The organism is Streptomyces sp. NPDC054842 (genome assembly GCF_053611025.1).
In genome coordinates this window covers 17,623-41,102 of the sequence record NZ_JBSGZN010000064.1, presented here as the reverse complement: position 1 = coordinate 41,102, position 23,480 = coordinate 17,623, and the positions used below count along the sequence as shown (strand labels likewise).

The 23,480-nt window shown below is 74.9% G+C and carries 7 protein-coding genes; 3 read left to right on the top strand and 4 right to left on the bottom strand.

Annotated elements, in window-relative coordinates; genetic code table 11:
* The first annotated feature begins 91 nt into the window (after positions 1–91).
* From ACWGIS_RS33090 to ACWGIS_RS33080, 3 genes are all read left to right on the top strand, one after another.
* Positions 92–3,394: a type 2 lanthipeptide synthetase LanM family protein gene (locus tag ACWGIS_RS33090; RefSeq protein ID WP_453366192.1), complete on the top strand. Its 3,303-nt coding sequence runs from the start codon at positions 92–94 to the stop codon at positions 3,392–3,394.
* A 91-nt stretch (positions 3,395–3,485) separates the two neighbouring features.
* Positions 3,486–3,683, top strand: a complete 198-nt coding sequence (locus ACWGIS_RS33085) for a hypothetical protein (RefSeq protein WP_453366191.1) — start codon at positions 3,486–3,488, stop codon at positions 3,681–3,683.
* Positions 3,684–3,838: 155 nt separating this feature from the next.
* Positions 3,839–6,754, top strand: coding sequence for an AAA family ATPase (locus tag ACWGIS_RS33080; protein WP_453366190.1), 2,916 nt, complete (start codon positions 3,839–3,841; stop codon positions 6,752–6,754).
* A 58-nt stretch (positions 6,755–6,812) separates the two neighbouring features.
* On the opposite strand, the gene ACWGIS_RS33075 is transcribed toward ACWGIS_RS33080, so the two are convergent.
* The 4 genes from ACWGIS_RS33075 to ACWGIS_RS33060 all read right to left on the bottom strand — a co-directional run bounded on the left by ACWGIS_RS33075 (position 6,813) and on the right by ACWGIS_RS33060 (position 23,048).
* On the bottom strand, positions 6,813–8,063 hold the full coding sequence (locus ACWGIS_RS33075; protein WP_453366189.1) for an MFS transporter: 1,251 nt from the start codon (positions 8,061–8,063) through the stop codon (positions 6,813–6,815).
* A 39-nt stretch (positions 8,064–8,102) separates the two neighbouring features.
* Positions 8,103–9,332: a cytochrome P450 gene (locus ACWGIS_RS33070; protein WP_453366188.1), complete on the bottom strand. Its 1,230-nt coding sequence runs from the start codon at positions 9,330–9,332 to the stop codon at positions 8,103–8,105.
* The gene (locus ACWGIS_RS33065; protein WP_453366187.1) at positions 9,329–16,594 is read right to left on the bottom strand and encodes an amino acid adenylation domain-containing protein; all 7,266 of its coding nucleotides are present in this window, start codon (positions 16,592–16,594) and stop codon (positions 9,329–9,331) included. Before ACWGIS_RS33065 ends, ACWGIS_RS33070 begins: the two co-directional genes overlap by 4 nt.
* Positions 16,595–16,760: 166 nt before the next feature.
* On the bottom strand, positions 16,761–23,048 hold the full coding sequence (locus ACWGIS_RS33060; protein ID WP_453366186.1) for an amino acid adenylation domain-containing protein: 6,288 nt from the start codon (positions 23,046–23,048) through the stop codon (positions 16,761–16,763).
* Between the last annotated feature and the right edge of the window lie 432 nt (positions 23,049–23,480).

Below are 23,480 nucleotides of genomic sequence, written 5' to 3'. Positions count from 1 at the left end.
GGCCTTCCCCCACCGATGGGGGAAGGCCCGCGCAGAATATGGGGGCCACTTCCCCATGTGGGGGTCGCGGGGGGTCTGCGACCTTCTTCCTGTGACTGAGACCGCCAGCCTCCCGACTCCCCGGAGCGCCGGCCTGCCACTCGCCTGGTGGGCTCCGGCGCTGTCCCTCGCGGAACGGCTCGCCGCCCCCGGACTCCCGGCGGCGCCCGCCGCCTCCCCGGCCGAGCGCGCCCCCTGGGCCGCCGGTGACGCGGAGGGCTTCGCGCTGCGGCTGGCCCACCTCGGAGTGGACGGCGCCACGGCGGCGGCTCTGGCGGCGGAGCCCGCCGAGCGGCTGGCCGCCCGAGCGGTGAAGCCCCGCTGGGCCGCCTACGCGGAAGCGGTCCTGGACGCACACGCCGACGAGCTTGCGGATTTCACGGACCCGGCGGAAGCGCCGGAGGCGGGTGAGGGACCCGACGCCTTCGCACCGGTCGTACGTCCGGTCGTCGCCGCCGCCTCCGCCCGGTTCGCCGAGCTGCGGCCCGCCGGCCCGGCGGCCGAACGAGCCGTCTGGAGGGGGGCGTTCGAGCGGCGGCTGACCCACCAGCTCGTCCGGCAGGCCGCCCGCACCCTGGTCCACGAACTCGGTGCGGCCCGGCGCGCCGGACACCTCACCGGGGCGGGCCCCCGCGAGCGGTTCGCCTCCTTCGTCGCCGCCACCGGCACCCGCCGCGGTCTGGGCGAGCTGTTCGCCGCCTACCCGGTGCTCGCCCGGATGCTCGCGCAGACCGCGCTGGACGCCACGGAGGCGATGACCGAACTCGTGACGCGCTTCGAGACCGACCGGGCCGCCCTGGCCACCGCGCTCCTCGGCAGCCGGTCCCCGGGGACACTCACCCGCGTCGACCTGGGCCGCGGCGACGCCCACCAGGGCAACCGGTCCGTGGCCGTCCTGCGCTTCGAGAGCGGCGACCGCCTGGTCTACAAGCCCCGGCCGCTCGGCCAGCACGCCCTGCTCGACGACCTGGTGACGTGGCTCAACGCCAAGGTGCCCGGACTCGCCCTGCGCACCCCGCGGAGTCTGCGCCGGACGACGTACGGATGGCTGGAGTTCGTGGAGCACCGCTGGTGCCGGTCGGTCACCGAGACCGACGCGTTCTACCGGCGCCAGGGAGCCCTGCTGGCCCTGCTCTACGCGGTGGACGGCGCCGACATGCACTACGAGAACGTCATCGCCTGCGGCGACCAGCCGGTCCTGGTGGACGCCGAGACCCTGCTCCACACCGGGCTTCCGCAGCCCATGACGGCCGGCGCCGACCCGGCCGCCGACGCCCTGCACGCCTCCGTGCACCGCACCTGCCTGCTGCCGCACCTGCTCATCGGCGAACACGGGGCGCTCGACATCTCCGCGCTCGGCCGGTCCACCGACGGCACCTTCCCCAGCGAGGGCCTGCGCTGGGAGAACAGCGGTCGGGACACCATGCGGGCCGTGCGCGCCCCCCTGCCGAGCCCGGCCGCCCAGAACCAGCCGCTGCCCGCCGGCCGCCCCCTGAAGGACGCCGACCACCGGGCCGCCCTGCTGGAGGGTTTCCGTACTGCGTACGCGGCCATCGCCGCCCACGGCGGTGAACTGCTCGGCGACGAGGGCCCGCTGGCCTCCGGCGCCGGCAGCGCGGCCCGCCTCATCGCTCGCTCCACCCGCCTGTACGCGACCCTGCTGGAGGAGTCCGCGCACCCCTCCCTGCTCGGCGACGCGCTCGCGCGGGAGAGCGTGTTCGCGGTGCTGTGGACCGAGTCCGAGCACGACGAGGTACGCGGTCGGCTCATCGAGCACGAGACGGCGGACCTGTGGCGCGGCGACGTGCCCCTGTTCGTGCACCGGCCGTCCGGTACGGGGGTCCGGGCGGCCGACGGAACGTGGCTGGCGGACGTGCTGCCGGTGGCGAGTCTGGAGGCGGTGCGCGGGAAGATCGCGCGCATGGACGAGGTCGACTGCCGCGACCAGGAGTGGATCATCTCGGCCACGCTGGCGGCACGCGGCACCGGTTCCCCCCTGGACGGCCCCCGGTCCGAGCTGACGGTGGCGCCGGTACCGGCCGTCGTGCCCGACGCGGGGCGGCTGCTGTCCGCCGCGTGCGGTGTCGCCGACGAGATCGCGGCCCGGGCGGTGCGGGACGGCGACCGGACCAACTGGCTCGGTCTGGAACGGGTGTCCGGCCCGCACTGGGCGGTGCTGCCGATGGGCGCCGGACTCGCGCAGGGGTACTGCGGGGTCGCGTTGTTCCTGGCGCACACGGACGCGCTGACCGGAGCAGGACGCTACGCCGCGCTCGCCCGCGAGGCGGTCCGGCCGCTGCCGGCCCTGCTGAAGGCCCTGGCCGGCGACCCCGAGCTGAGCGCGGCCGCCGGACCCGGCGCCTACGACGGACTCGGCGGCATCACGTACGCCCTGGTCCGGCTGTCGGCGCTGCTCGGCGAGAACCTTGCGGACTGCCTGCCGGACGCGCTCACCGCGCTCGGCCACGCCATCGCGGCCTGCGACGTCCCGGGGCTGGCCGGCGGCACGGCCGGGGCACTGGCCGCCGCCGTCGCGGTGCACGAGGCGACCGGCGATGCGGCGGCGCTGCGACTGGCGGACACCGCCGCGGACCGGCTGCTGACGACGGTCCACGCAGCCGGAACCGCCCTGTCGGCAGAGGCCACCACCGGGGCGGACGCGGTCCGGGCGGGCACGTGGCCCGGCCCGGAGACCGCGGTCGGCACCGGCGGCATCGGCCCGGACACCGCCGCGAGGACCGGAGGCGCCGAACGCACGGACCACACGACGGAGTTCGGCCTGCCGGAGGGCTCCGCGTACGACACCGCGGCGCTCGGCGGCCACGCCGGATTCGCGGACGGCGCCGCGGGGATCGGGTGGGCGCTGCTGCGGTACGCCGCCGTCCGGCCCGCACGCGCCGCCCGGCACACGGCGGCCGCGCACGCCCTGCTGCACGCCGCGCTCCGGGACACGGGAGCCGCCGAGGCCGACACCTCGTGGGCCGGTGGTCTCGCCGGGGCGGCGGCCGCCGCCGCCCACCTCCCCCCGCCGGCGGGCCTGCCCCGGCCGGCCGGCCGGCTGGCGGACGCCGAGGTACGCCCGGACCTGAGCCTCGGGCAGGGCACCCTCGGCACGCTGGAGGCGCTGACCGTCCTCGCCGGACTCGGCGACGCGATGGCCGCCGCGGCACTGAGCCGGCGCACCGGCCAGGTGCTCGCCCTCGTCGAGGCGCAGAGCCACCGATGCGCCACCCCCGACCACGTTCCCTCCCCCGGGCTGCTGACCGGACTGTCCGGCATCGGCTACGGACTGCTCCGCCTGGCCCACCCCGAAACCGTGCCGTCCGTCCTGCTCCTGGGACATCCCGGCCACTGACCGACCACGCTCTCCCGCCCGACCGCACCACGACCCGGCTCCACCTTCACAGCGTGCGCACCGCACGCGGACTCCAAAGGGGATCACCGTCATGGACAAGCACCTCGCCACCACCGCCGCCGACGTCACCGAGACCGCCGCCGACGAGCAGGACGCGGCGGGCGGCATCACGCTCAGGGGCCGCAACCGTGCCTGCGCCCGTGCCCGCGTGCTGGCCGGGATGGTACTGACCAGCGGCGTCGTCATCACGCTGAGCACCCTGGACACCTCGGTCTCCGCCCCGAACTAAGCGTCCGCCAGTTCTGGTACACCGCGCGAGGGCGCGGGCCCGTCGACCGGGCCCGCGCCCTCGGGTTTCCCCGCCCGGTGGCGCGGGCAGGGCACAAGCGGTCCGGAGAGGGCGACCTGCCCCAGATCCCAATATTCCGATTATCATCTCCGTCCATGCGTTCCCATGCGCCATCCCTGGTCGGTCGGGACCCCCAAATCGCCCTGCTCGAACGTGCCTTGACCGAGGCGAGGCAGGGACGCGGCGGTGTCGTCTTCCTGGTCGGCGAGGCCGGCGTCGGCAAGTCACGCCTCGCGGCGGAGGCCGTGGGCCGGGCACTGGACTCCGGTATGCGTGTACTGCGCGGGCGCAGCAGCACCACGGGCCCGGCCGTGCCGTTCCGCCCCCTGACCGAGGCGCTGATGACGCTGTTCCGCGGTGGCGAACCGCTGGACGACCTGCCCCTCGGCCCCTACCGGCCCGTCCTCGGGCGGCTGATCCCCGACTGGGACACCGGGGAACGCGAGAGCAGCTCCATGGTCATCCTGGGCGAGGCCGTGCTGCGCCTGCTCATCGCCGCCGGGCGCGGAGAGGGTCAGCTCCTGCTCCTTGAGGACCTGCACGACGCCGACCCCGAGACGCTCGGAGTCCTGGAGTACCTGGTGGACAACCTGGAGTACTCCCCCGTACTCCTGCTGGCCACCGTCCGCACGGACTTCAGTGAGGCGCTGGACCTCGCCCAGTCCGCCCGCCGCCGCGGCGCCGCGGCGCTCGTCGATCTGCCCCCGCTGACCCGGCCCCAGGTGCACGGCATGATCGCCGCCCAGCTCGGCGCGGAGCGCCCGGACGACGTGCCCGAAGCGGTCCTGCAGCGGCTGTGGGAGGACAGCGCGGGCAGCCCATACCTGATCGAGGAACTGCTGCAGTCCATGATCGGGGCCGGGACCCTGGTGCAGGGCCCGGACGGCTGGCGCGCGGTCGGCGACCTGCGAAGTGACGTTTCCTCGACACTGGCGCGCGGCATCCTGCGCCGCATCGACCGGCTCGGCGCGCAGGGCCTGACTCTGCTGTCCGCCGCCGCCGTCCTCGGCCGGCGTTTCTCCCTCACCGTGCTCCAGCGCATGACCGGCGTCGAGGACCGCGCCCTGCTCAGCCATCTGCACGCGGGCGTGGCCGCGCGGCTGGTCATCCCGGACGAGCCGGCTCCGGACTGGTACTCCTTCCGGCACTCCCTCACCGTGGAGGCGCTGTTCACGCAGATGACGCCGGGCCAGCGCGCGGATCTGGCCCGCCGGGGCGCGGAGGCCGTGGAGGAACTGCACCCCGGCCTCGACAGCGACTGGTGCGCACTCGCGGCCGGGCTGCGGTGCGAGGCCGGGGACCGCGTCGAGGCCGGGCTGCTGTTCGCGAACGCCGGCGGCCGGGCCCTGGCGGCGGGCGCGCTCGGCTCCGCCGTGACCCTGCTCAGCCGCGCGGAGAGCCTGCTGGCCGACGGCGGCGATCCGCAGGCGCGGGCCGCGGTGCTGGAGAACCTGCTGCCGGCCCTCGCGGAGGCGGGCGACTTCGCCCGCGCCTTCGACCTGGCCGAGGACCTGCACGCGCTCAGCGGCTCCGGGCTGAGCCTCGCCCGGCTGGCCACCCTGCACACCCGGCTGGCCAAGGTGGCCCACACGGCGGGCCGTTGGAGCGACGGCAACCGCCAGATCGTCCGCGCCCGCGAAGTGCTGGCGAGCGCGCCGGACGAGGCCGCGGCCGCCGCCGTCGACGTCACGGCCGCTTATCTGGCCCTCGACACCCCGGGGCCGGACCGCACCCGGCACGCGGAGAAACTGGCCCGCTCGGCCGCCGACGCCGCGGAACGGTACGGACTGCCCGTCGTCGCCTGCCAGGCCAGCGAGCTGCTCGCCACCGTGGCCCGCGAACGGGACCCGCAGGAATCGCGGGCGATGCTCGAACAGGCCCTCGCCACCGCGGAACGCCACCGCCTGCCGTTGCAGCGCATGTACGCGGCCACCCGCATGGGCGGCAACGCGTGGCTCGCCGACGCAGACACCGCGGGCCTGCTGGCGGCCCGCGAGGAGGCGCTGCGCCTCGGCTCCGTGAACATCGTGCACACCGTGGACGGCATCCTCGTCCTGGACGCGGTGCTGCGCGGCGACTACGAGGCGGCCCGGTCGGCCGCCGCCGAGTGCCTGGCCGTGGTACGCCGCCTGCGCCTGGCGCCCGCCGTGCGCTACGTCCTCATGGCGCAGGCCGCTCTGGAGGCACACCGCGGGGACCGTACGGCCATGGAGGCAGCGCTCGCCGCGTTCACCGAGTGGGACGGTGCCGGCTCGCAGGAGGAACCGCTGAGCCTCGGTCTGGCCCGCGCTTTCTGCGCTCTGCTGGAGGAGGACCGCGAACTGGCCCGCGCCGAGCTGCGGGCGGTCCTCGCCCTGGAGGCGGACAACCCGTCCACCTACCATCTCAGCGGCACCCACGGCCTGGTCCTGCTGCTGGACGTGCTCGCAGGGGACGCCGACCGGGCCCGGCACGAGGAGATCACCGCCACCGCCGTCGCCCGGATGCGCTGGAACCGGCAGTTCGTGCTGCTCGCCGACGCCGTGCTGCTCGGCCGGGAGGGCGCCGGCACGCGGGCGGCGGCCGCGGTGGAGTCGGCGCTGGCGGCCGCCGAGCCGTACCCGCTGGCCCAGCACCTCGGCCTGCGGCTGATCGCCGACGCGGCGCACCAGGACGGCTGGGGCGACCCGGTGAGCTGGCTGCGGCGCGCCGAACACCACTTCCACGAGCGGGACACCGGGGCCGTGGCGGGTGCCTGCCGGGCCGCGCTGCGCCGGCTCGGCGCTCCCGTGCACCAGCACCGCACCGGCACCAGCGGTATCCCCGACCAGCTGCGCGCCCAGGGAGTGACCGTCCGGGAGTTCGACGTGTTCCGGCTGCTCGCCGACCGGCTGGGCAACAAGGACATCGCCGACCGGCTGTTCATCTCCCCGCGTACGGCCGAGAAGCACATCGCGAGCCTGATCACCAAGACCGGGGCGGCCAACCGGGCCGATCTGTGCGCGCGTTCGGCGGCCCTGCGGTCCTCCTGAGTCCGCGGAGAAGTCCCGCCCGCCCGCGGCACGGGCGGCGGGGCTCCCTGTGCCGTGCCTAGCGCATGTCCCGCACCGCCCGTGATCCGAGCACCGCCAGACCGGTTCCGGCGAGGACGACGGCCACCGCAGCGAACAGGGCGAGCGTGTCGATCCGGGCCAGCGCTCCGCACGCGATGAGCGACAGCGGAGCGACCGCGTAGCCGAGGACCATGTCGACGGACACGACCCGGGTGAGCACGTCCTGCGGGATGTTCCGCTGGATCCAGCTGAGCCCGAACACGCCCTGGAAACCGATGGCGAAGCCCATGGCGAGCACCGTCGCCACGACGGCCGGGGTGCTGTGCACCAGGCCCAGCACGGCCATCCCGGCGCCCAGCCAGCCCGCGAGAGCGGCCACCAGCAGGCCCACCCGGGGCCGGCCGCCGAGCGCCCCGCCGACGAGCGTCCCGAGGATCGCGCCCCCGGCGAGGGATCCGTTGAGCACGCCGAGCGTCGCCGGTCCGCCGCGCAGCACCTGGTCGGCGAGCGTGGCGAAACCGACCGTGAACGGCCCCGCGTAACAGAAGTTGACGGCCGTGTCGAGCGCGACGATCGTCCGCAGACGGGGGTCGCGGAAGGTGTACGTGACGCCCTCGCGGATGCGGGCGGCGAGCGATGTCCGCTCCTTTCCGGCACCGGTCTCGGGGCCGGTGGCCCGACGCCGGGTGCGGATGCTCGCCACGCACCAGCCGCACAGGGCGAAGCAGACGGCGTCGACGAGGAAGGCGACCGGGGCCCGGGTGACGGCGATGACGACACCGCCGACGGCCGGACCGACGACCGCGGCCGTCCTGGCGCCCGTGCCCAGCAGCGCGTTGGCCGGTGCGAGCAGCTCCTCGTCGTCCACCACGGAGGGCAGGATCGAGACGCGGGCGGGCTGGAAGAAGGCGTCGACGGCACCGAAGGCCGCGGCTGCCGCGCACAGCATCCACAGCGTCAACTGCCCGTGCAGACCGGCCAGTCCGACTCCCGCCATCAGCCCGGCCCGGGTCCAGCTGGAGGCGACCATGAGGGTGCGGGTGGACCAGGAGTCGCCCAGTGAGCCGCCCACCAGGGTGAGCAGCGCGCGGGGTACCGCCTGGAAGGCCAGGACGTAGCCGAGGGCGAGGGTGGAGCCGGTCAGTTCGAGGGTGATCCAGGAGAAGGCGACGACGCTGAAACCGTCACCGAGCAGGGACAGGGACTGCCCGAGCCACAGGAGCCGGAAGGACCGCAGGCGGGCGGGTGCCCACAGCCGGGGACCGGCGCCGGCGAGAGTGGTTGCCATGATGTGCCTTTCGTCGTACGGACGCTCTCGGCGGTCCGGTCAGTAGCGGACGGGCAGGGCGGTGAGGCTGCGGTTGAGCAGCGAGGGCTGCCAGATCTCCCCGCCGGGGTCCGCCAGGGCCAGGCCCGGGTGGTCCGTGATCAGCGTCCGGACCGCCGACACGGCGACCAACCGGGCCAGGGCGGCGCCGATGCAGAAGTGGGCGCCGAAACCGAAACCCAGGTGGGTGGCGCCGGTGCGGCGCACGTCGAACCGGCCGGGATCGGGGAAGCGGGCCGGGTCCCGGTTGGCGGCGGCGGTGACGAGGAAGATCCGGTCGCCGGAGCGCAGGGTGCTGCCGTCGAGGTCGAAGTCCCGGGCGGCCGTGCGGATCGACATCTTGGACGGTCCGTCCAGGCGCAGGGTCTCCTCCACGGCCCCCTGCGCCAGTTCGGGGTCCGCGCGGACGGCGGCGAGCTGGTCGGGTCGCGTGTGCAGGGCGAGGACGGTGTTCGCGATGAGGTTGCTGGTGGTCTCCCCGCCGGCGAACGCCATCTGCGTGAGCATCCCGACGAACTCCTCCTCGCTGACGGAGTCGCCCACCCGGCCCTCGCGCAGCACCTGGCTGATCAGGTCGTCGCCCGGTTCGGCCCGGCGCCTGGCGACCAGCTCCGCGAGGTAGTCCTCCAGGCTCACCAGCGCCTGCAGCGAGGCCCGGTACTCGCTCTCCTCCTGGGCGGTGCCGAGGACGAGGTCGGCGACGCGGGCGTTCCAGTACCAGAAGGACGGCGAGTCGGTGCGCGGGATGCCGAGCCAGCGGGCGAAGACCAGCGCGGGCAGCGGCTTGGCCACATCGGCCATGAGGTCCCCGGTGCGGCCGGGCACGGCCTTGCGGGCGAGGACGGCGCGGGTGGCCTTCTCGGTGAAGACGCGGTAGCGGGTCACCGCGCGGGCGGCGAACGCCTCCTGGAACACCTGGCGCAGTCTGCGGTGCTGGGGAGGGTCGTTGAAGACCATCCAGCGGGACAGGATCCCGAAGGCCCGCTCGGCGTCCTCCCGGGCGCCCTGCGGTACGGCGTCCATGAGAGGGCGCACCCGGTCGGCGGAGACCGCGGGCTCGCGCAGGCAGCGCATCACCTGGTCGTAGCCGGTCACGAGCCAGGCGTGGTGCATCGGGCTCCAGTGCACCGGGGCGTGCGCGCGCAGGGTGTCGAGGTGGTCGTAGGGGTCGGCGACCATGTCGGCGGAGAGCAGGTAGCGCTCGGTGAAGACGGGGGCGGCGGTGGTCATCGGGTCTCTCCCGTCTCGATGGCGGCGAGCAGTTCGGCGATGCCGGCCACCCGAGGCTCGGCCATCATCGACATGTGGTCGCCGTCGCTGATGTGCAAGGTGAGCCCGCCTCCGGCCACCTCGCGCCAGCGGGTGACGTAGGTGTCGTAGTCGACGTCCAGGCCCGGCATGGTGCGTCCCCGGGGCAGGCCGGCGGCCTCGCTGCCGACCACGAGGTGGACGTGGCCCGGGTAGGGGCGGACCTCGTAGGCGGCCAGCGCGGCGAGCAGCGAGTGCCACACTTCGATCGGCGCGTTCTCGACCAGGGCCGCCTCGGCGGGACTCATCCCGGCGCCCAGCAGGGTGGCGGTGAGTTCGGCGGTGGCCCCGTCGCGCTGCGGGGAGGGCGGCAGTTCGCGCAGCCGGTCCCGCATGCGCAGGGCTTCCCTGAGGTCCTTGGTGACGCCGTCCAGCCGGGCCCGGGCGGCCGGGTTGGGCAGGTACGGCTCGATCAGTACGAGCGGTGCGACGTCGTGGCCAGCCGCTTGCAGCTGGGTGGCCATCTCCAGGGCGATGTTGGCGCCCATGGACCAGCCGAGCAGGGCGTGCGGGCCGGCGCCGTCCCGGTCGGTGATCTCGCCGACGTAGTTGGCGGCGATGCCGGGCACGGTGCTCGGGTCGACGCCGCCGAGCAGACCGCGTGCCTGGAAGGCGTGCACGGGCCTGCCCGGCGGCAGGGCGCGGGCGAGCGGCACGAACCAGGTGGCGCTGCCGCCGGTGGGGTGCACGCACCACAGCGGCTCCCCCGTGCCTTCCCGCAGCCGTACCTCCGAGGTGACGGCGGCGGGCAGCCCGTCACCGGCCGTCCGGACGGCGTGCTCGGCGAGCTCGGCGATCGTCGGGTGCTCGATCAGGTCGCCGACCGACACCGTCAGGCCGCGTCCGCCCGCCATCAGGGAGACCCGCACGGTGGACAGGGAGCTGCCGCCGATGCGGAAGAAGTCGTCGTGGACGCCGATGCGGGACAGTCCCAGGACCTCGCGCCAGATCTCGGCGAGGATCCGCTCCGCGGCGGTGGACGGAGCGACGTACTGGCTCTCGTCACGGTCGAGTTCGGCGGCGGGCAGGGGCAGCGCCCGCTTGTCGATCTTGCCGCTGCGGTTGACGGGCATCTCGTCCAGGAAGACGAACCGGGCGGGCAGCATGTACGCGGGCAGCGAGGCCCGCAGCGCGCGGCGCAGTTCCTCGGGTGCGGGCGCCTGCGGCCCGTGGACGACGAGGTAGGCGACGAGGGCCGGTTCGCCGGGCAGGTCGGTGCGGTGCAGGACCACGGCCTGGCGGACCTCGGGCAGGCGCCTGAGCGCGTGCTCGATCTCGCCGAGTTCGATGCGGAAGCCGCGCAGTTTGACCTGCGCGTCGCGGCGGCCCAGCCACTCCACCGACCCGTCGGGCCGGTGGGCCCCGAGGTCGCCGGTGCGGCAGAGCCGTTCGCCCGGCGCGCCGTACGGGTCCGGCACGTAGGTGGCGGCGGTCAGCGCGGGCCGGCCCAGGTAGCCGCGGCCGACGGCCTGCCCGCCGAGGAAGATCTCGCCGGGTACGCCGACCGGGACGGGCTGGAGGTCGTCGTCCAGGACGTGGATGCGGGTGTTGCGGATCGGGGTGCCGATGGGCGGGGTGCCCCGGCCGGGGGTCAGCTCCGCGGCGACCGACCACACGGAGGTCTCCGTGAGGCCGTAGACGTTGTGGAAGCGCCGGCCGCGCGACCAGACGTCGGCGAGTTCGGCCGGGCAGGCCTCGCCGGCCACCTGGAGCACCTTCAGCCCGGGGAAGTCGTCCCGGCCGAGCACCGCCAGTGCGCTGGGCGGCAGCATGGCGCCGGTGACGTGGGCCTCGCGCAGGGTGCGCGCGAGGTCGGGGCCGGGACGCAGGTCCTCCTTGGGGGCGGTGACGAGCCGGCCGCCGTTGGCGAGGGACCAGGTGAGTTCGAGGATTGAGGCGTCGAAGCCGAAGGAGGCGAACTGCAGCACCCGGTCCTCGGGGGTGGGGCGCACCAGGTCGCGCTGCCCTTCGAGCATGTTGGACAGGCCGCGGTGCGGGATCGCCACGCCCTTGGGGGTGCCGGTGGAGCCGGACGTGTAGATGATGTAGGCGAGGGTGTCGGCGTCGGGCTCCCCGTCCGCTACGGCCCGGGCGCGGTCCACGGGGCCGGCCGGCGCGTCCAGGTGGATCACGGGCCCGTCGAAGGGCACCGTCCCGGTGAGCGCCCGCTGGGTCAGCAGCACCCGCATCCCGCTGTCCTCGGCCATGAACGCGAGCCTGTCGGTGGGGTGTTGTGGGTCGAGCGGCAGGAAGGCGCCGCCGGAGCGCAAGACGCCGACGGCCGCGCGCACCAGGTCGAAGCCGCGCTCGGCGCAGATGCCCACGACGGTCTCCGGCCCCACCCCGAGGCGCCGCAGCCGCCCTGCCAGTTCTTCGGCCTGCTCGTGCAGTTCGGCGTACGTCAGCCGCTCCCCGCGGTGCTCGACCGCGACCGCGTGCGGGGTACGGGCGGCGTGGGCGGCGATGTGCTCGTGGAACAGCAGCGGCGAGGAGGGAATCCGCGGGCCGCGGCCCCAGACGTCGAGGACGGTGGCACGGGCCGCGCCCCTCAGCGCGGGCCGGGTCACCCGGTCGTGCGGGCGGGCGACCATGGCCTCTAGCTCGGCGCAGTACACGTCGGCGAGTTGCTCGGCGGTGGCGGGAGCGACGAACGCCGGGTCCGCGTCGAGGGTGAAGGCGTTGACGCTCGCGTTGATGAGGAGCGGGAACATGGTCCGGGCGATCTCCAGTGAGTCGTCCCAGGAGTCGTGCGAAAGCCGGTGGAAGTTCACGTAGTTGAAGACGGCGTCGGTCAGGTTCGGCTCGGTGGGCCGCAGTCGGGCGATGCCGACCAGGGGGACCCTGCGGTGCGGCAGCATCTCCTGCTCGGCGGTGAACACGTCCCGCAGGTACGTCAGCCAGTCGCTCCGCGGGCGGGCCACGCCGAACGGCACGGTGTTCAGGAACAGTCCGCGCATCCGGTCCGCGCCGGGCACCTCGGGCCGCCCGTTGGTGACCAGGCCGATGCTGTGGCCGAGGGTGCCGTCGGCGCCGCCGTCGCGGTCGGCGAACAGGCTCATCGTGTGGTGGAAGGCCGTGATCAGCACGGTGCGGCGGGGCACTCCCGCCTCCTTGGCCAGTCTGCCGATGCCTTCGGCGAGGTGGGCGTAGGAGCGGCGGACCTCGTGCACCGGCGCCCCGCCGTCCGCGTCGACCGCGGCACGCTTGTGGAAGGTGACCGGCCGCAGGTCGGCGAGCCGCTCGCGCCAGTAGGTGAGGGACTCCTCGCTGGTGAGCGCGGCCCGCTCCAGGGCGACGTACTCGGCGAAGGGCGGCGCCGTCGGCGGCTCGGGCGCGGTGCCGTGGGCGACGGCCTGCCGGTGCAGGGCCAGCAGGTCGGCGATGAGCGAGGTCAGGCTCCAGCCGTCCAGGACGACATGGCAGTCGGTGAGGACCAGTCGCAGGTCGTGGTCGGTGACGTGGTGCAGGTGGATGCGGACCAGAGGCGCGGCGGCGAGGTCGAAGCGGCGCTCGAACTCCTGGTCCACGAACGCCTTCAGCCGCGCCCGCTGTTCCTCGCGCGGCAGTCCGCGCAGGTCGGTGTAGCCGACGGGCAGACGGGCCGCGCGGTGGACGAGCTGCAGGGGCTCTCGGTAGGAGACCAGGTCGACGGACGTGCGCAGGATCGGGTGGCCGGCGACCACCGCGTCCACGGCCGCCTGGAACGCGTCGAGGTCGAAGCCCTCCGGGACGGTGATCTTCAGGTCGGTGACGTTGTGGTAGGCGCCGCGCCGCGGGTCGGCGAGCATCTCGTGCAGCATGCCCGCCTGGAGCATGGTGAGCGGGTAGGCGTCGGCGAGTCCGTCGGGCAGGCGGCCGGCGTCGGCCGGGTCGAGCTGGGAGAAGGGGGCGACCGGGTCGGGGCTGTCGCCTGCGTCGGTGACGAGCGCGGCCAGGTCGGCCAGGGTGCGGGCCCGGAAGACGTCGGCGACGGTGAACTCCAGCCCGGCGAGGCGCCCGAGACCCACCAGACGCAGGGCCAGGATGGAATCGCCGCCCAGGTCGAAGAAGTTGTCGCCGCGGCCGACGTGCTCGACGCCCAGTACCTGGCTCCACACACCGGCCAGCACCTGCTCCCGGGGCCCCACGGGCGCCACGTGTGCCCGGGGCCCGTCCGAGACGGGCCGGACCGCCGTCAGCGCGGCCCGGTCCACCTTGCCGTTCGCGGTCAGCGGCAGCCGCTCGTGGCGGACGAACAGCGCCGGGACCATGTGGTCGGGCAGCGTCAGCCGCAGCCCCTCCCGCAGCGCGGGCGGGTCCAGGGGGCGCCCCTCGGGGGTGACGACGTGCGCGACCAGGCGTGCCGTTCCCTCGTCGCGGCGGGCCACCACGGCGGCGTCGGCGACGCCGGGCAGGGCGCGCAGGGCGGTCTCGATCTCGCCGGGCTCGATGCGGTACCCGCGGATCTTCACCTGGTGGTCGGCGCGGCCGACGTAGCCCAGCTCGCCGTCGCGCTGGACCCGCACCAGGTCGCCGGTGCGGTACATGCGGGCGCCGGGTGCCCCGAAGGGGTCGTCGAGGAAGCGTTCGGCGGTCAGCTCGGGCCGGTTCAGGTAGCCGCGGGCCACACCGCCGCCGGAGATGTACAGCTCGCCGACGCTGCCGGGCGGCACGAGCCGGCCCCAGGCGTCGAGGACGTAGCCGTGCTGGCCGGCGAGGGGGCGGCCGATCGGCGAACGGACACCGCCGTGGACGTCCGCCTCGGTGATCGTGCGGATCGTGACGTGCACGGTGGTCTCGGTGATGCCGTACATGTTCACCAGCTCAGGGCGGTGCCCGTCGGACGTGAACCAGTCGCGGTAGTCCCGTACGTCGAAGGCGTCGCCCCCGAAGACGACGGTGCGCAGGGCGAGATCGCGGAAGCCCGCGCCGGCGTCCTCCAGATGCGCCCGCAGCCCCTTGAAGGCGGCCGGGGTCTGGTTCAGGACGGTGACGCGTTCCTCGCGCAGCACCCGGTGCACGGCCGCCGGGTCGCGCACCTCGTCGGCGCCGAGCACGACGACGCGCCCGCCGCTGGTGAGCGGTCCCCACAGCTCCCACACGGAGAAGTCGAAGGCCGGCGAGTGCATCAGGGTCCACACGTCGGCGGGGCCGAAGTCGAAGTGCTGGTCGGCGGCGCCCAGCAGCCATGCCAGGTTGCCGTGGGTGATCTCGACGCCCTTGGGCCGGCCGGTGGAGCCGGAGGTGTAGATGACGTAGGCGAGGTCCTCGGACGCCGGCACGAGGTCGTCGCTCCCGGCCGGGGTGTGCGGGGCGTCCGCGTCGACCAGGACGACCTGGGCGGGCAGCCCCTCGACGGCGGCGCGGGTGGCGGTGTCGGTGACGACCCACTCGACCCCGGAGTCGGTGACGGTGAACTCGCGTCGCGCCCGGGGGTGGGAGGGGTCGAGCGGAAGGTAGGCGCCGCCGGCCCGCCAGACGGCCAGCAGCGCGGCGGCCAGGTCGGGGGTGCGGTCGAGGCAGACCCCGACGAGGGAGCCGCGGGTGACACCGGCGGCGCGCAGCCGGCTGGCCAGGGCCGAGGCGCGGGCGTCGAGCTGGGCGTAGGTGAGGGAGCGGCCCGATCCGCTCACCGCGACGGCGTGAGGCGTGCGGGAGATGTGCTCGGCCAGGCGCTCGGGGGCGGTGCGCGGGGGCCGCGCGGGGTCGTTGCCGGCGTTGGCCGGGCCTTCGGGGCCGAGCAGGTGGGCCCGCTCGCCCGGGCTGAGCGGGTCGACGGTGCTGAGCGGGGCGTCGGGGGCGGCACAGAACGCCTCCAGCAGCGTCACGGTGTGCCGGGCGAGGGCGGCGACCGAGGTCTCCTCGAACAGGTCGGGCCGGTAGACGAACGCCAGGTCGGTGCGCCCGTCGCCGTCCCGCAGGTCGAGGGTGAGGTCGAACTTGGCGGTGGTGAGGTCGATCCGGTACGGCGTCCCGTTCGTCTCCCCCAGGCCGAAGCCGGACGGTGTGGTGTCGGTGTGCGTGTAGAGCACCTGGACGAGCGGGTTGCGGGCGAGGTCGCGTTCGGGGCTGAGCGCGTCGACGACCTGCTCGAAGGGCAGCGACTGGTGGGAGAACGCCTCCAGGACCCGCTCCCGCGTGCGGGCGAGCAGGGCGGCCGGGGTCGGATCGTCGGAGAGGTCGCCGCGCAGGACGAGGGTGTTGACGAAGAAGCCGACGAGCTGCTCGGTCTCGGCCCGCTCCCGGTTGGCGACGACCGTGCCGACGGCGATGTCGCGCTGTCCGCTGTGGAAGGCCAGGGCGGCCTGGAAGGCGGCCAGCACGGTCATGTACGGGGTCGTGCCGGCGCGGCGGCCCAGCGTGGCGAGCGCGTCGGTCAGCGCGGCCGGGAGGCTCACCCGGTGGACGGCGCCGCGGTGGCCGGGGGTGTCCGGTCGGGGGTGGTCCGTGGGGAGGTCCAACGGTGTGAGGCCGGCCAGCCGGGTGCGCCAGTGGTCGAGGGCGGCGGACTGGTCGCCGCGGCGCTGCCAGATCGCGTAGTCGCTGTAGTCGAGGGGCAGTTCGGGCAGGTGGGCGGTGCGTCCCTCGCGGCGGGCGAGGTACAGCTCGGTCAGGTCACGGACGAGGAGCCCCAGCGACCAGCCGTCGGAGACGATGTGGTGCATGGCGAGGACCAGCACGTGGTCGTCGGCGGCGGCGCGGACCAGGGTGGCCCGGAAGGCCGGCTCGTGGGCGAGGTCGAAGGGGCGGAGGGCGGCGCTGTGCACGGCGGCCGACAGGCGCCGTTCGCGGTCCTCGCCGCTCTCGCCGCTCACCTCCGTCTCGTGCAGGACGGTGCCGTCCGGGGGAAGGACGCGCTGATGGGGTACGCCCTCGTGCTCCGGGAAGACCACGCGCAGCTGTTCGTGCCGGGCGACGAGGTCCGCCAGGGCCGCGCGCAGGGCCGGCAGGTCCAGCGCTCCGGTGAACCTCCATGCCGCGGGCAGCAGATAGGTCGCCGCGCCCGGATCGAGCCGGTCGAGGAAGTAGAGGCGCTGCTGTGCCGCGGACAGCGGGATGCGGTCCGGGCGGGGCTCGACCCGGGCCGGTCCGTCGTCCCGTGCGGTGGCCCGGCCGCGCAGCCGCTGCTCCAGCAGGCGCCGGGCGGCCGGGGACAGGCCGCCGTCCGCGGCGGCGGGGCCGGGACGCACGTCGGATGTGGTCATGAGGGCACTCCGATCCAGGATCTTTGGCAAGGAAGTCGGTGAGGGGCGGGCGCGCCGGCTCCGGGACCAGGTGCCCGGCGGCGCCGCCGGCCGGTCGCCGGTCGGACGCCGTACCCGGGCACCGGTGCCGGTCGGGCCGGCGTCGGCCCGGGGCGCGGGCGCGGCCTCAGAAGTCGGCGGTGAGGGACAGGTCGATCTCGTCGTCGCTGAGCTGCGAGATGAGCTCCAGCAGCCGGCGCTCCACCTCGGCGGCGAGCCGTTCGACGGTGGGGTGCTCGAACAGGTCGCGGACCTGCATCGGGCAGTCGAAGGCGGTCCGCAGGCGGGAGGCGACGGACACCGCGCGCAGGGAGTGGCCGCCCAGGGCGAAGAAGTCGTCGTGGACGCCGACCCGGGGCAGGTCGAGGACCTCGCACCAGATCTGCGCGACGACCGTCTCGGCCGGGGTGCGCGGTGGCACGAAGGCGTGCGGGGCGCGTGCCACGGGCTCGGGCAGGGCGGCGGTGTCCAGCTTTCCCTGCACGGTCAGCGGCAGAGTGTCCAGGACGACGAACGCGGACGGGACCAGGTAGTGCGGCAGGTGATCGCGGCAGTGCTTCTCCAGGGACTCCTGCGACAGCCGGGGGCCGGCGACGTAGCCGACGAGGGCGGCCTCGCCGTGCAGGGTGCGGACGACGACGGCCGCGCCCCGCACTCCGGGATGGCCGCGGAGCACCGCCTCCGCCTCGCCCGGTTCCACGCGGAAGCCGCGGATCTTGACCTGGTCGTCGTTGCGGCCGAGGAACTCCAGTTCCCCGGAGGGCAGTCGGCGTACGACGTCACCGGTGCGGTAGAGCCGGCCGCCGCGTCCGCCGAACGGGTCGGGCACGAAGCGCTCGGCGGTCAGTGCGGGACGGCCCAGGTAGCCCCGCGCCAACTCCGCTCCCCCGACGACCAGTTCGCCCGGGACGCCTTCCGGGACGAGTTCGCCCAGGGCGTCGACGACGTAGGTACGGCGGCTGCCCAGGGCACGGCCGATGGGTACCCGGCCGGCAGGGGCGGCCCCGACGGCGTGCGCGGTGGCGGAGATCACCGCCTCGGTGGGGCCGTAGGTGTTGATGACGGGGACCCCGGGCAGGTGCGCGAACCAGCGCCGCAGCGGGTCGGCGGGCAGCGCCTCCCCGCCGGTCACCAGCAGGCGCAGCGAGGCCAGCCGGGGTGCCAGCGTGTCCAGGCGGGCGACCAGTTCCGCCCAGTACGACGGGGTGAGTTCCATGACGGTCACCTGCTCGGCGGCCACCCGGGCGGCGAGTTCCTCCGGCGCCCAGATCTCGTCCGGGCGTACGACCACTGTCGCTCCGGTGCTCAGCGCGGGCAGGATCTGTTCCAGGGACGCGTCGAACGAGGTGGACGCGAAGGTGAGCACCCGGTCGTCCTCGGTCAGCGCGAACATCTCGCGTGCGGTGGCCACATGGGCGTCCAGGGCGTGGTGTTCGACGCCGACGGCTTTGGGGCGGCCGGTGGAGCCGGAGGTGAAGATGACGTAGGCGAGGTCGTCGGGGTCCGGGGTGTGCCGGGGACCGTCCTGGTGCGGGCGGACGTGCTCGACGTCGACCGCGGTCGCGCCGAGCAGGGTGACCTTCTCCCGGGTGCCCGCGTCGCACATCACGTGCCGTACGCCCGCCTCGCGCAGCATGTACCGCAGCCGCTCCTCGGGGATGCGGGTGTCGAGGGGGACGTACACGCCGCCGGCCCGCCAGACGGCGAGCATCGCGGCGACCGGCCACACGCCCCGGCCCACGCACACGCCCACGGCGTCGCCCGGGACCACGCCCGCGCCGGCCAGGGCGGCGGCCAGGCCGCCGGTCAGAGCGTCCAGCGCGGCGTGGTCGAGGGTCGTGCCCTCGCAGACGACGGCCGGGGCGTCGGCGCGGCCCCGCACCCGGAACCTCGGCGCGGGGGCCGCGTCGCGCCCGGCACTCGCCACCAGGTGTTCCCGCTCCTCCGGGGTGAGCAGCGGGGCCTCGTCGACGCGGGCCGCCGGGTCGGCGACGAGGGTCTCCAGCAGCCGCCCGACGTGCCGGGCGAACCGGGTGGCGGTGGCCGGCTCGAACAGGTCGGCGGCGTACTCCACGTTGAGGGCGAACCGGTCCGGCCGGACCACGAAGGTGGCGGTCAGGTCGAACTTGGCCGAGCCCCAGGGCAGCGGGAAGTCGGTGGCGGCGGGCCCGGGGAGGTCCGCGCCGCCGGTGGAGGCGTCCTGGACGTCCACCATGACCTGGAACAGGGGGTTGCGGGACAGGTCGCGTTCCGGGCGCAGCCGCTCGACGACCCGCTCGAACGGCACCTCCTGGTGGTCGAAGGCGCCCAGGACGACGTCCCGCACGCGCTCCACGAGCCGGGTGAAGGTCGGCTGCCCGGACAGGTCGGTGCGCAGCACGACGGTGTTCACGAAGAAGCCGACGAGCGGCTCCAGTTCGAGCCGTCCGCGTCCGGCGACGGGCGTGCCCACCGACACGTCGGTCTGCCCCGCCCAGCGGGCCAGGACGGCCTGGGCGGCGGCCAGCAGCACCATGAACCGGGTGGCGCCGTGCTCGCGGGCGCAGGCGTCCACGTGGTCGACGAGCTCGGCCGGCAGGTCGACCTCGACGGCGCCGCCCCGGCCGGTGAACGCGGCCGGCCGGGGCCGGTCGGTGGGCAGCTCCAGCGCGGGCGCGTCCTCCAAGGCGCTCTCCCAGAAAGCGAGTTGCGGTTCCAGAGCGCCGCTGTCGGCGCGGTCGCGCTGCCAGACGGCGAAGTCGCCGTACTGCACGGTGAGCGGCGGCAGCTGGGCGCGGCGGCCCGCGCACCGGGCCTCGTAGTGCCGGGCCAGTTCATCCAGGAGGACACCCTTGGACCAGCCGTCGGTGACGGCGTGGTGCAGCGCGAGGAGCACGACGTGGTCGTCATCGGCCAGCTCCCACACTCCGGCCCGCAGCAGAGGCGGCCGGGTGAGGTCGAAGGGGTGCGTGGCGAGGGCCACGGCCCGCTCCCGCACCGCGGCCAGCCGGGTCTCCTCGTCCGCGGCCCCGGGCGCCCGCTCCCACCGCACCGGTACCGTCACCGGGCCGCCGATCCGCTGCACGGGGCGGCCGTCGGACTCGACGAGTGCGGTGCGGAGCACCTCGTGCCGTTCCACCAGGTCGTCCAGGGCCTGCTGCCAGGCCGTGCGGTCCAGGCCGCCGCGGGCTCGCCAGCAGTACCACAGCAGGTAGGAGTCGCCGCGCTCGGAGGTGCGGTCCAGGAACCACAGTCGCTCCTGGGCGAACGACAGCGGCAGCGGCCGGCCCCGGTCCACCGGCACCACCTCGCTCGCGCCGGACGCGCGGGCGGCGGCCACGCGGGGCGCGAAGGTCCGCACGGTCGGGTTCTCGAAGACGGTGCGCAACTCGATGTCGCGGCCCAGGCGCTGGGCGATCCGTGAGACCGCCATGGTGGCGAGCAAGGAGTGGCCGCCGAGGTCGAAGAAGCTGTCGTCGATGCCGATCCGGTCCAGCCCGAGGACGTCGGCCCACACCTCGGCGACGATGCGCTCCGTCTCGTCGCGTGGCTCGACCGTGGCCGGGCCGGCGGCCGGGCGGGCCGGGTCGGGCAGTGCCGAGCGGTCGAGTTTGCCGGAGACCCCGACCGGAAGGGCGTCCAGGACCACGAACTCGGAGGGGACGGCATGCTGCGGCAGGAACCGCGCGCACCATTCACGCAGGTCCGCCCGGTCCGGCGGGCGGGGCGCGTCCGGAACCGGTACGACGTACCCGGTGAGGCTGCGTCCGGTGGCGCGGTCGGGGCGGGCGGCTGCCGCGGCGACCAGTGGGCAGGCCCGCAACACCGCCTCCACCTCGCCGAGTTCGATCCGGAAGCCGCGGATCTTGACCTGGTCGTCGCGGCGGCCGACGAACTCCAGCTCTCCGCCCTGCGTCCAGCGGACGAGGTCGCCCGTGCGGTAGAGGCGTGCGCCGGGCGGCCCGTACGGGTCGGGTACGAAACGGTCGGCGGTGTGGGCCTGCCGTCCCAGGTAGCCGCGGGCCAACTCCGGGCCGCCGATGAGGAGTTCGCCGGAGACGCCGACGGGCACCGGCTCGTCGTCCGTGTCGACCACGTACACCCGCCGGCCGCCGAGGGGACGGCCGATGGGCACCGTGTCGGCGGGCGGGTCGTCGGCGTCGTAGGTGGTGGCGGTGACCGTCGTCTCGGTGGGCCCGTAGGCGTTGCACACGCGCACCCACGGCACGGCGGCGCGCCAGACCGCGAGGGTGTCGGGCGGGACGGCCTCGCCGCCGAGGACGAGCAGCCGCAGGGAGCGCAGGGCCCCGGCCATCCGCCGGTCGAGGGAGAGCGCCAGCTCCGACCAGTACGTCGGAGGAACGTTGACGACCGTCAGGGCGTGCCGCTGGACGATCTCCGGCACCTGGGTGGGCAGCCACGGCTCGTCGGGACGCATGACGACGGTGGCACCCGAGGTGAGGGCGGGCAGCACCTGGTCGAGCGAGGCGTCGAAGGAGAAGGACGCGAAGGCCAGGACGCGGTCGTCGGCATCGATGCCGAGCCGCTCGCGGGCGGCGGCCACGTGCGAGGCCAGCGCCGCGTGTTCGACGCCCACGGCCTTGGGGCGGCCGGTGGATCCCGAGGTGAAGATGACGTGGGCCAGTTCGCGCGGGTGCGGCTGGTGGCGGGGGCCGTCGGTGACTGGGACGAGGGTGGTGACGTCGACCGTGACCGGCGCGAGTGCGGTGGCGGTGTCCGCCGTCGCCGGGGCGGTGACCACGCATGTGAGGCCGGCCTCCTCGGCCATGAACCGCAGTCGCTCCTCGGGGAGTTCGGGGTCCAGGGGTACGTAGACGCCTCCTGCCCGCCAGATCCCCTCGATGGCGGCGACCGACCACAGGCCGCGGCGCAGCAGGACTCCCACCGGGCTGCCGGAGTCCACCCCGGCGGCCCGCAGCGCGGCGGCGAGGGAGCCGGTCATGGCGTCCAGTTCCGCGTAGGTGACGCTGTCCTCGCCGCACAGCAGCGCGGTGGCGTCCGGGTCCCCGGCGAAGGCGAGCGGCGGCACCGGCAGGGCCGGGCGGTCGGGAGCGTGATGCCACTCGGGGCGAGGACGGGCGGGCACGCGCGGTCCGGCGGGCAGGGCACGGGCCAGGTCCTGCACCGGGGTGACGGGGTCCGCCAGGACGGCACGCAGCAGCGCGACATACGCCCGGGCGAAGGCGCGCATGGTGGCGGGGTCGAACAGCGCGGTGGCGTACTGGAGGATGGCCGCGATGCTGCCGTCGGTGCGCAGGGTGAGGTCGAGGAAGACGTCGAGCGGCGTGCCGGTGAGCGGCGGTTCGACGAGCGACACGTCCAGGCCGGGCATCTCCACCGGCCGGATCGGTGCGTTGAGGAGCGTGAACGACGCCTGGGCCAGCGGGTGCCGGGACAGGTCCCGGGTGCCGCCGAGCGCGCCGACGACCAGGTCGAAGGGCGCCTCCGCGTGGGAGAGGTCGGCCAGCGCCCGGTCCCGCACCCGGTCCAGCAGTTCGCCGAAGCCGGGCCGGCCGGCCAGGTCCGTACGCAGGACGACCGTGTTGACCAGCGGGCCGATCAGCGCTCCGGCGCCGCGCTGGGCGCGGTCGGCGAGGGTGCTGCACACGGCGACGTCGGTACGGCCCGACCAGTGACCGAGGAGTGCCTGGTAGGCGGTGAGCAGGAGCATGTAGCGGGTGGCGCGCCGGGACCGGGCGAGGGCGTCGACCGAGGCGACGAGATCGGCTGGCAGGTCGAAGCGCACGACGTCTCCGGACCCGTCCCAGACGTGGGGGCGCGGCCGGTCGGTGGGCAGGTCGAGCGGGGTGAGGCCGGTGAGCCGCTCACGCCAGTGGCCGAGCAGGCGTTCCAGCCGTTCGCCGGTGAGGCGTTCCCGCTGGGCGCGGGCGAGGTCGGCGTACCGCACGGCGGGCTCGGTGACCGTCTCACCGCGGTAGCCGGCGGCCAGTTCGTCCAGCAGCACGCCCCACGACCAGCCGTCGACGGCGATGTGGTGCACCTCGACCAGAAGCAGGTGCTCAGCGGGCGCCACCCGGGCGAGCGTGGCACGGACCGGGTGCTGGGCTGACAGGTCGACGGGGCGGCCGAGGCACCGGGCGAACAGCTCGTCCGGACCGGCCGCCTCGGTGCGTTCCAGGACGAAGCGAGCGGGGGCGTCCACGACCGGCACCGGTTCCCCGTCGACGGCGGTGAAGCGGGTGCGCAGCACCTCGTGCCGGGTCACGATCCCCGCCAGCGACCGTTCGAGCCGGCCCGCGTCGAGGGCGCCCCGCAGCCGCAGGACCAGCGGGAGCATCGAACCGACGGAGGATCCGGCCAGCTGGTCCAGGAACCACAGCCGGCGCTGCGCGAAGGATGCCGTGCGGGTGTCGACGTCGTACGGTGCCCCTTCGGGGGCCGGGCCTGCTGTCACTGTGAGCCTCCAAGCCGTGTTTTCCAGCAGACTGCCGCCGGTCGGAGGACGCCCATAGGGAAGAAGACGCAGTCCCGCGAGCAGACCGCGCTGCCGTGTCGGTGGTACGGCGCGGGAGTCGCCCGCCGTCCGGTTCATGACGTCGCAGCAAGTGGCCCTGTTTCGGCGCCGGTCCGACCCCTTCGCGGCCACGCCGCCCTCGCACAGCGGCGGCCGAGCCGCCCTCGCATGACGCCGGTCCTGCCGGGGAGGAGCCCTCGGCCCACGGGGAACGATTGCGCCGACGGCTATGTCAGGAGCCGGAGCGGCGTGAGCGCCGGGCGGCGTGACGTTTCCGGAAGTGCCCTCGCCGCCGCGGCCAAGCAGCCTGGAACGCTGGTCGCGCGGCCCGTGCTCAGGCCTGTGGTGGCCGGCGACGGGGGTACGTTTTCG

Bases quoted from the DNA above. Each gene is read 5' to 3' on its own strand.
- ACWGIS_RS33085 (WP_453366191.1), top strand. From the start codon at position 3,486: ATGGACAAGCACCTCGCCACCACCGCCGCCGACGTCACCGAGACCGCC.
- ACWGIS_RS33080 (WP_453366190.1), top strand. From the start codon at position 3,839: ATGCGTTCCCATGCGCCATCCCTGGTCGGTCGGGACCCCCAAATCGCC.
- ACWGIS_RS33075 (WP_453366189.1), bottom strand. From the start codon at position 8,063: ATGGCAACCACTCTCGCCGGCGCCGGTCCCCGGCTGTGGGCACCCGCC.
- ACWGIS_RS33070 (WP_453366188.1), bottom strand. From the start codon at position 9,332: ATGACCACCGCCGCCCCCGTCTTCACCGAGCGCTACCTGCTCTCCGCC.
- ACWGIS_RS33065 (WP_453366187.1), bottom strand. From the start codon at position 16,594: ATGACCACATCCGACGTGCGTCCCGGCCCCGCCGCCGCGGACGGCGGC.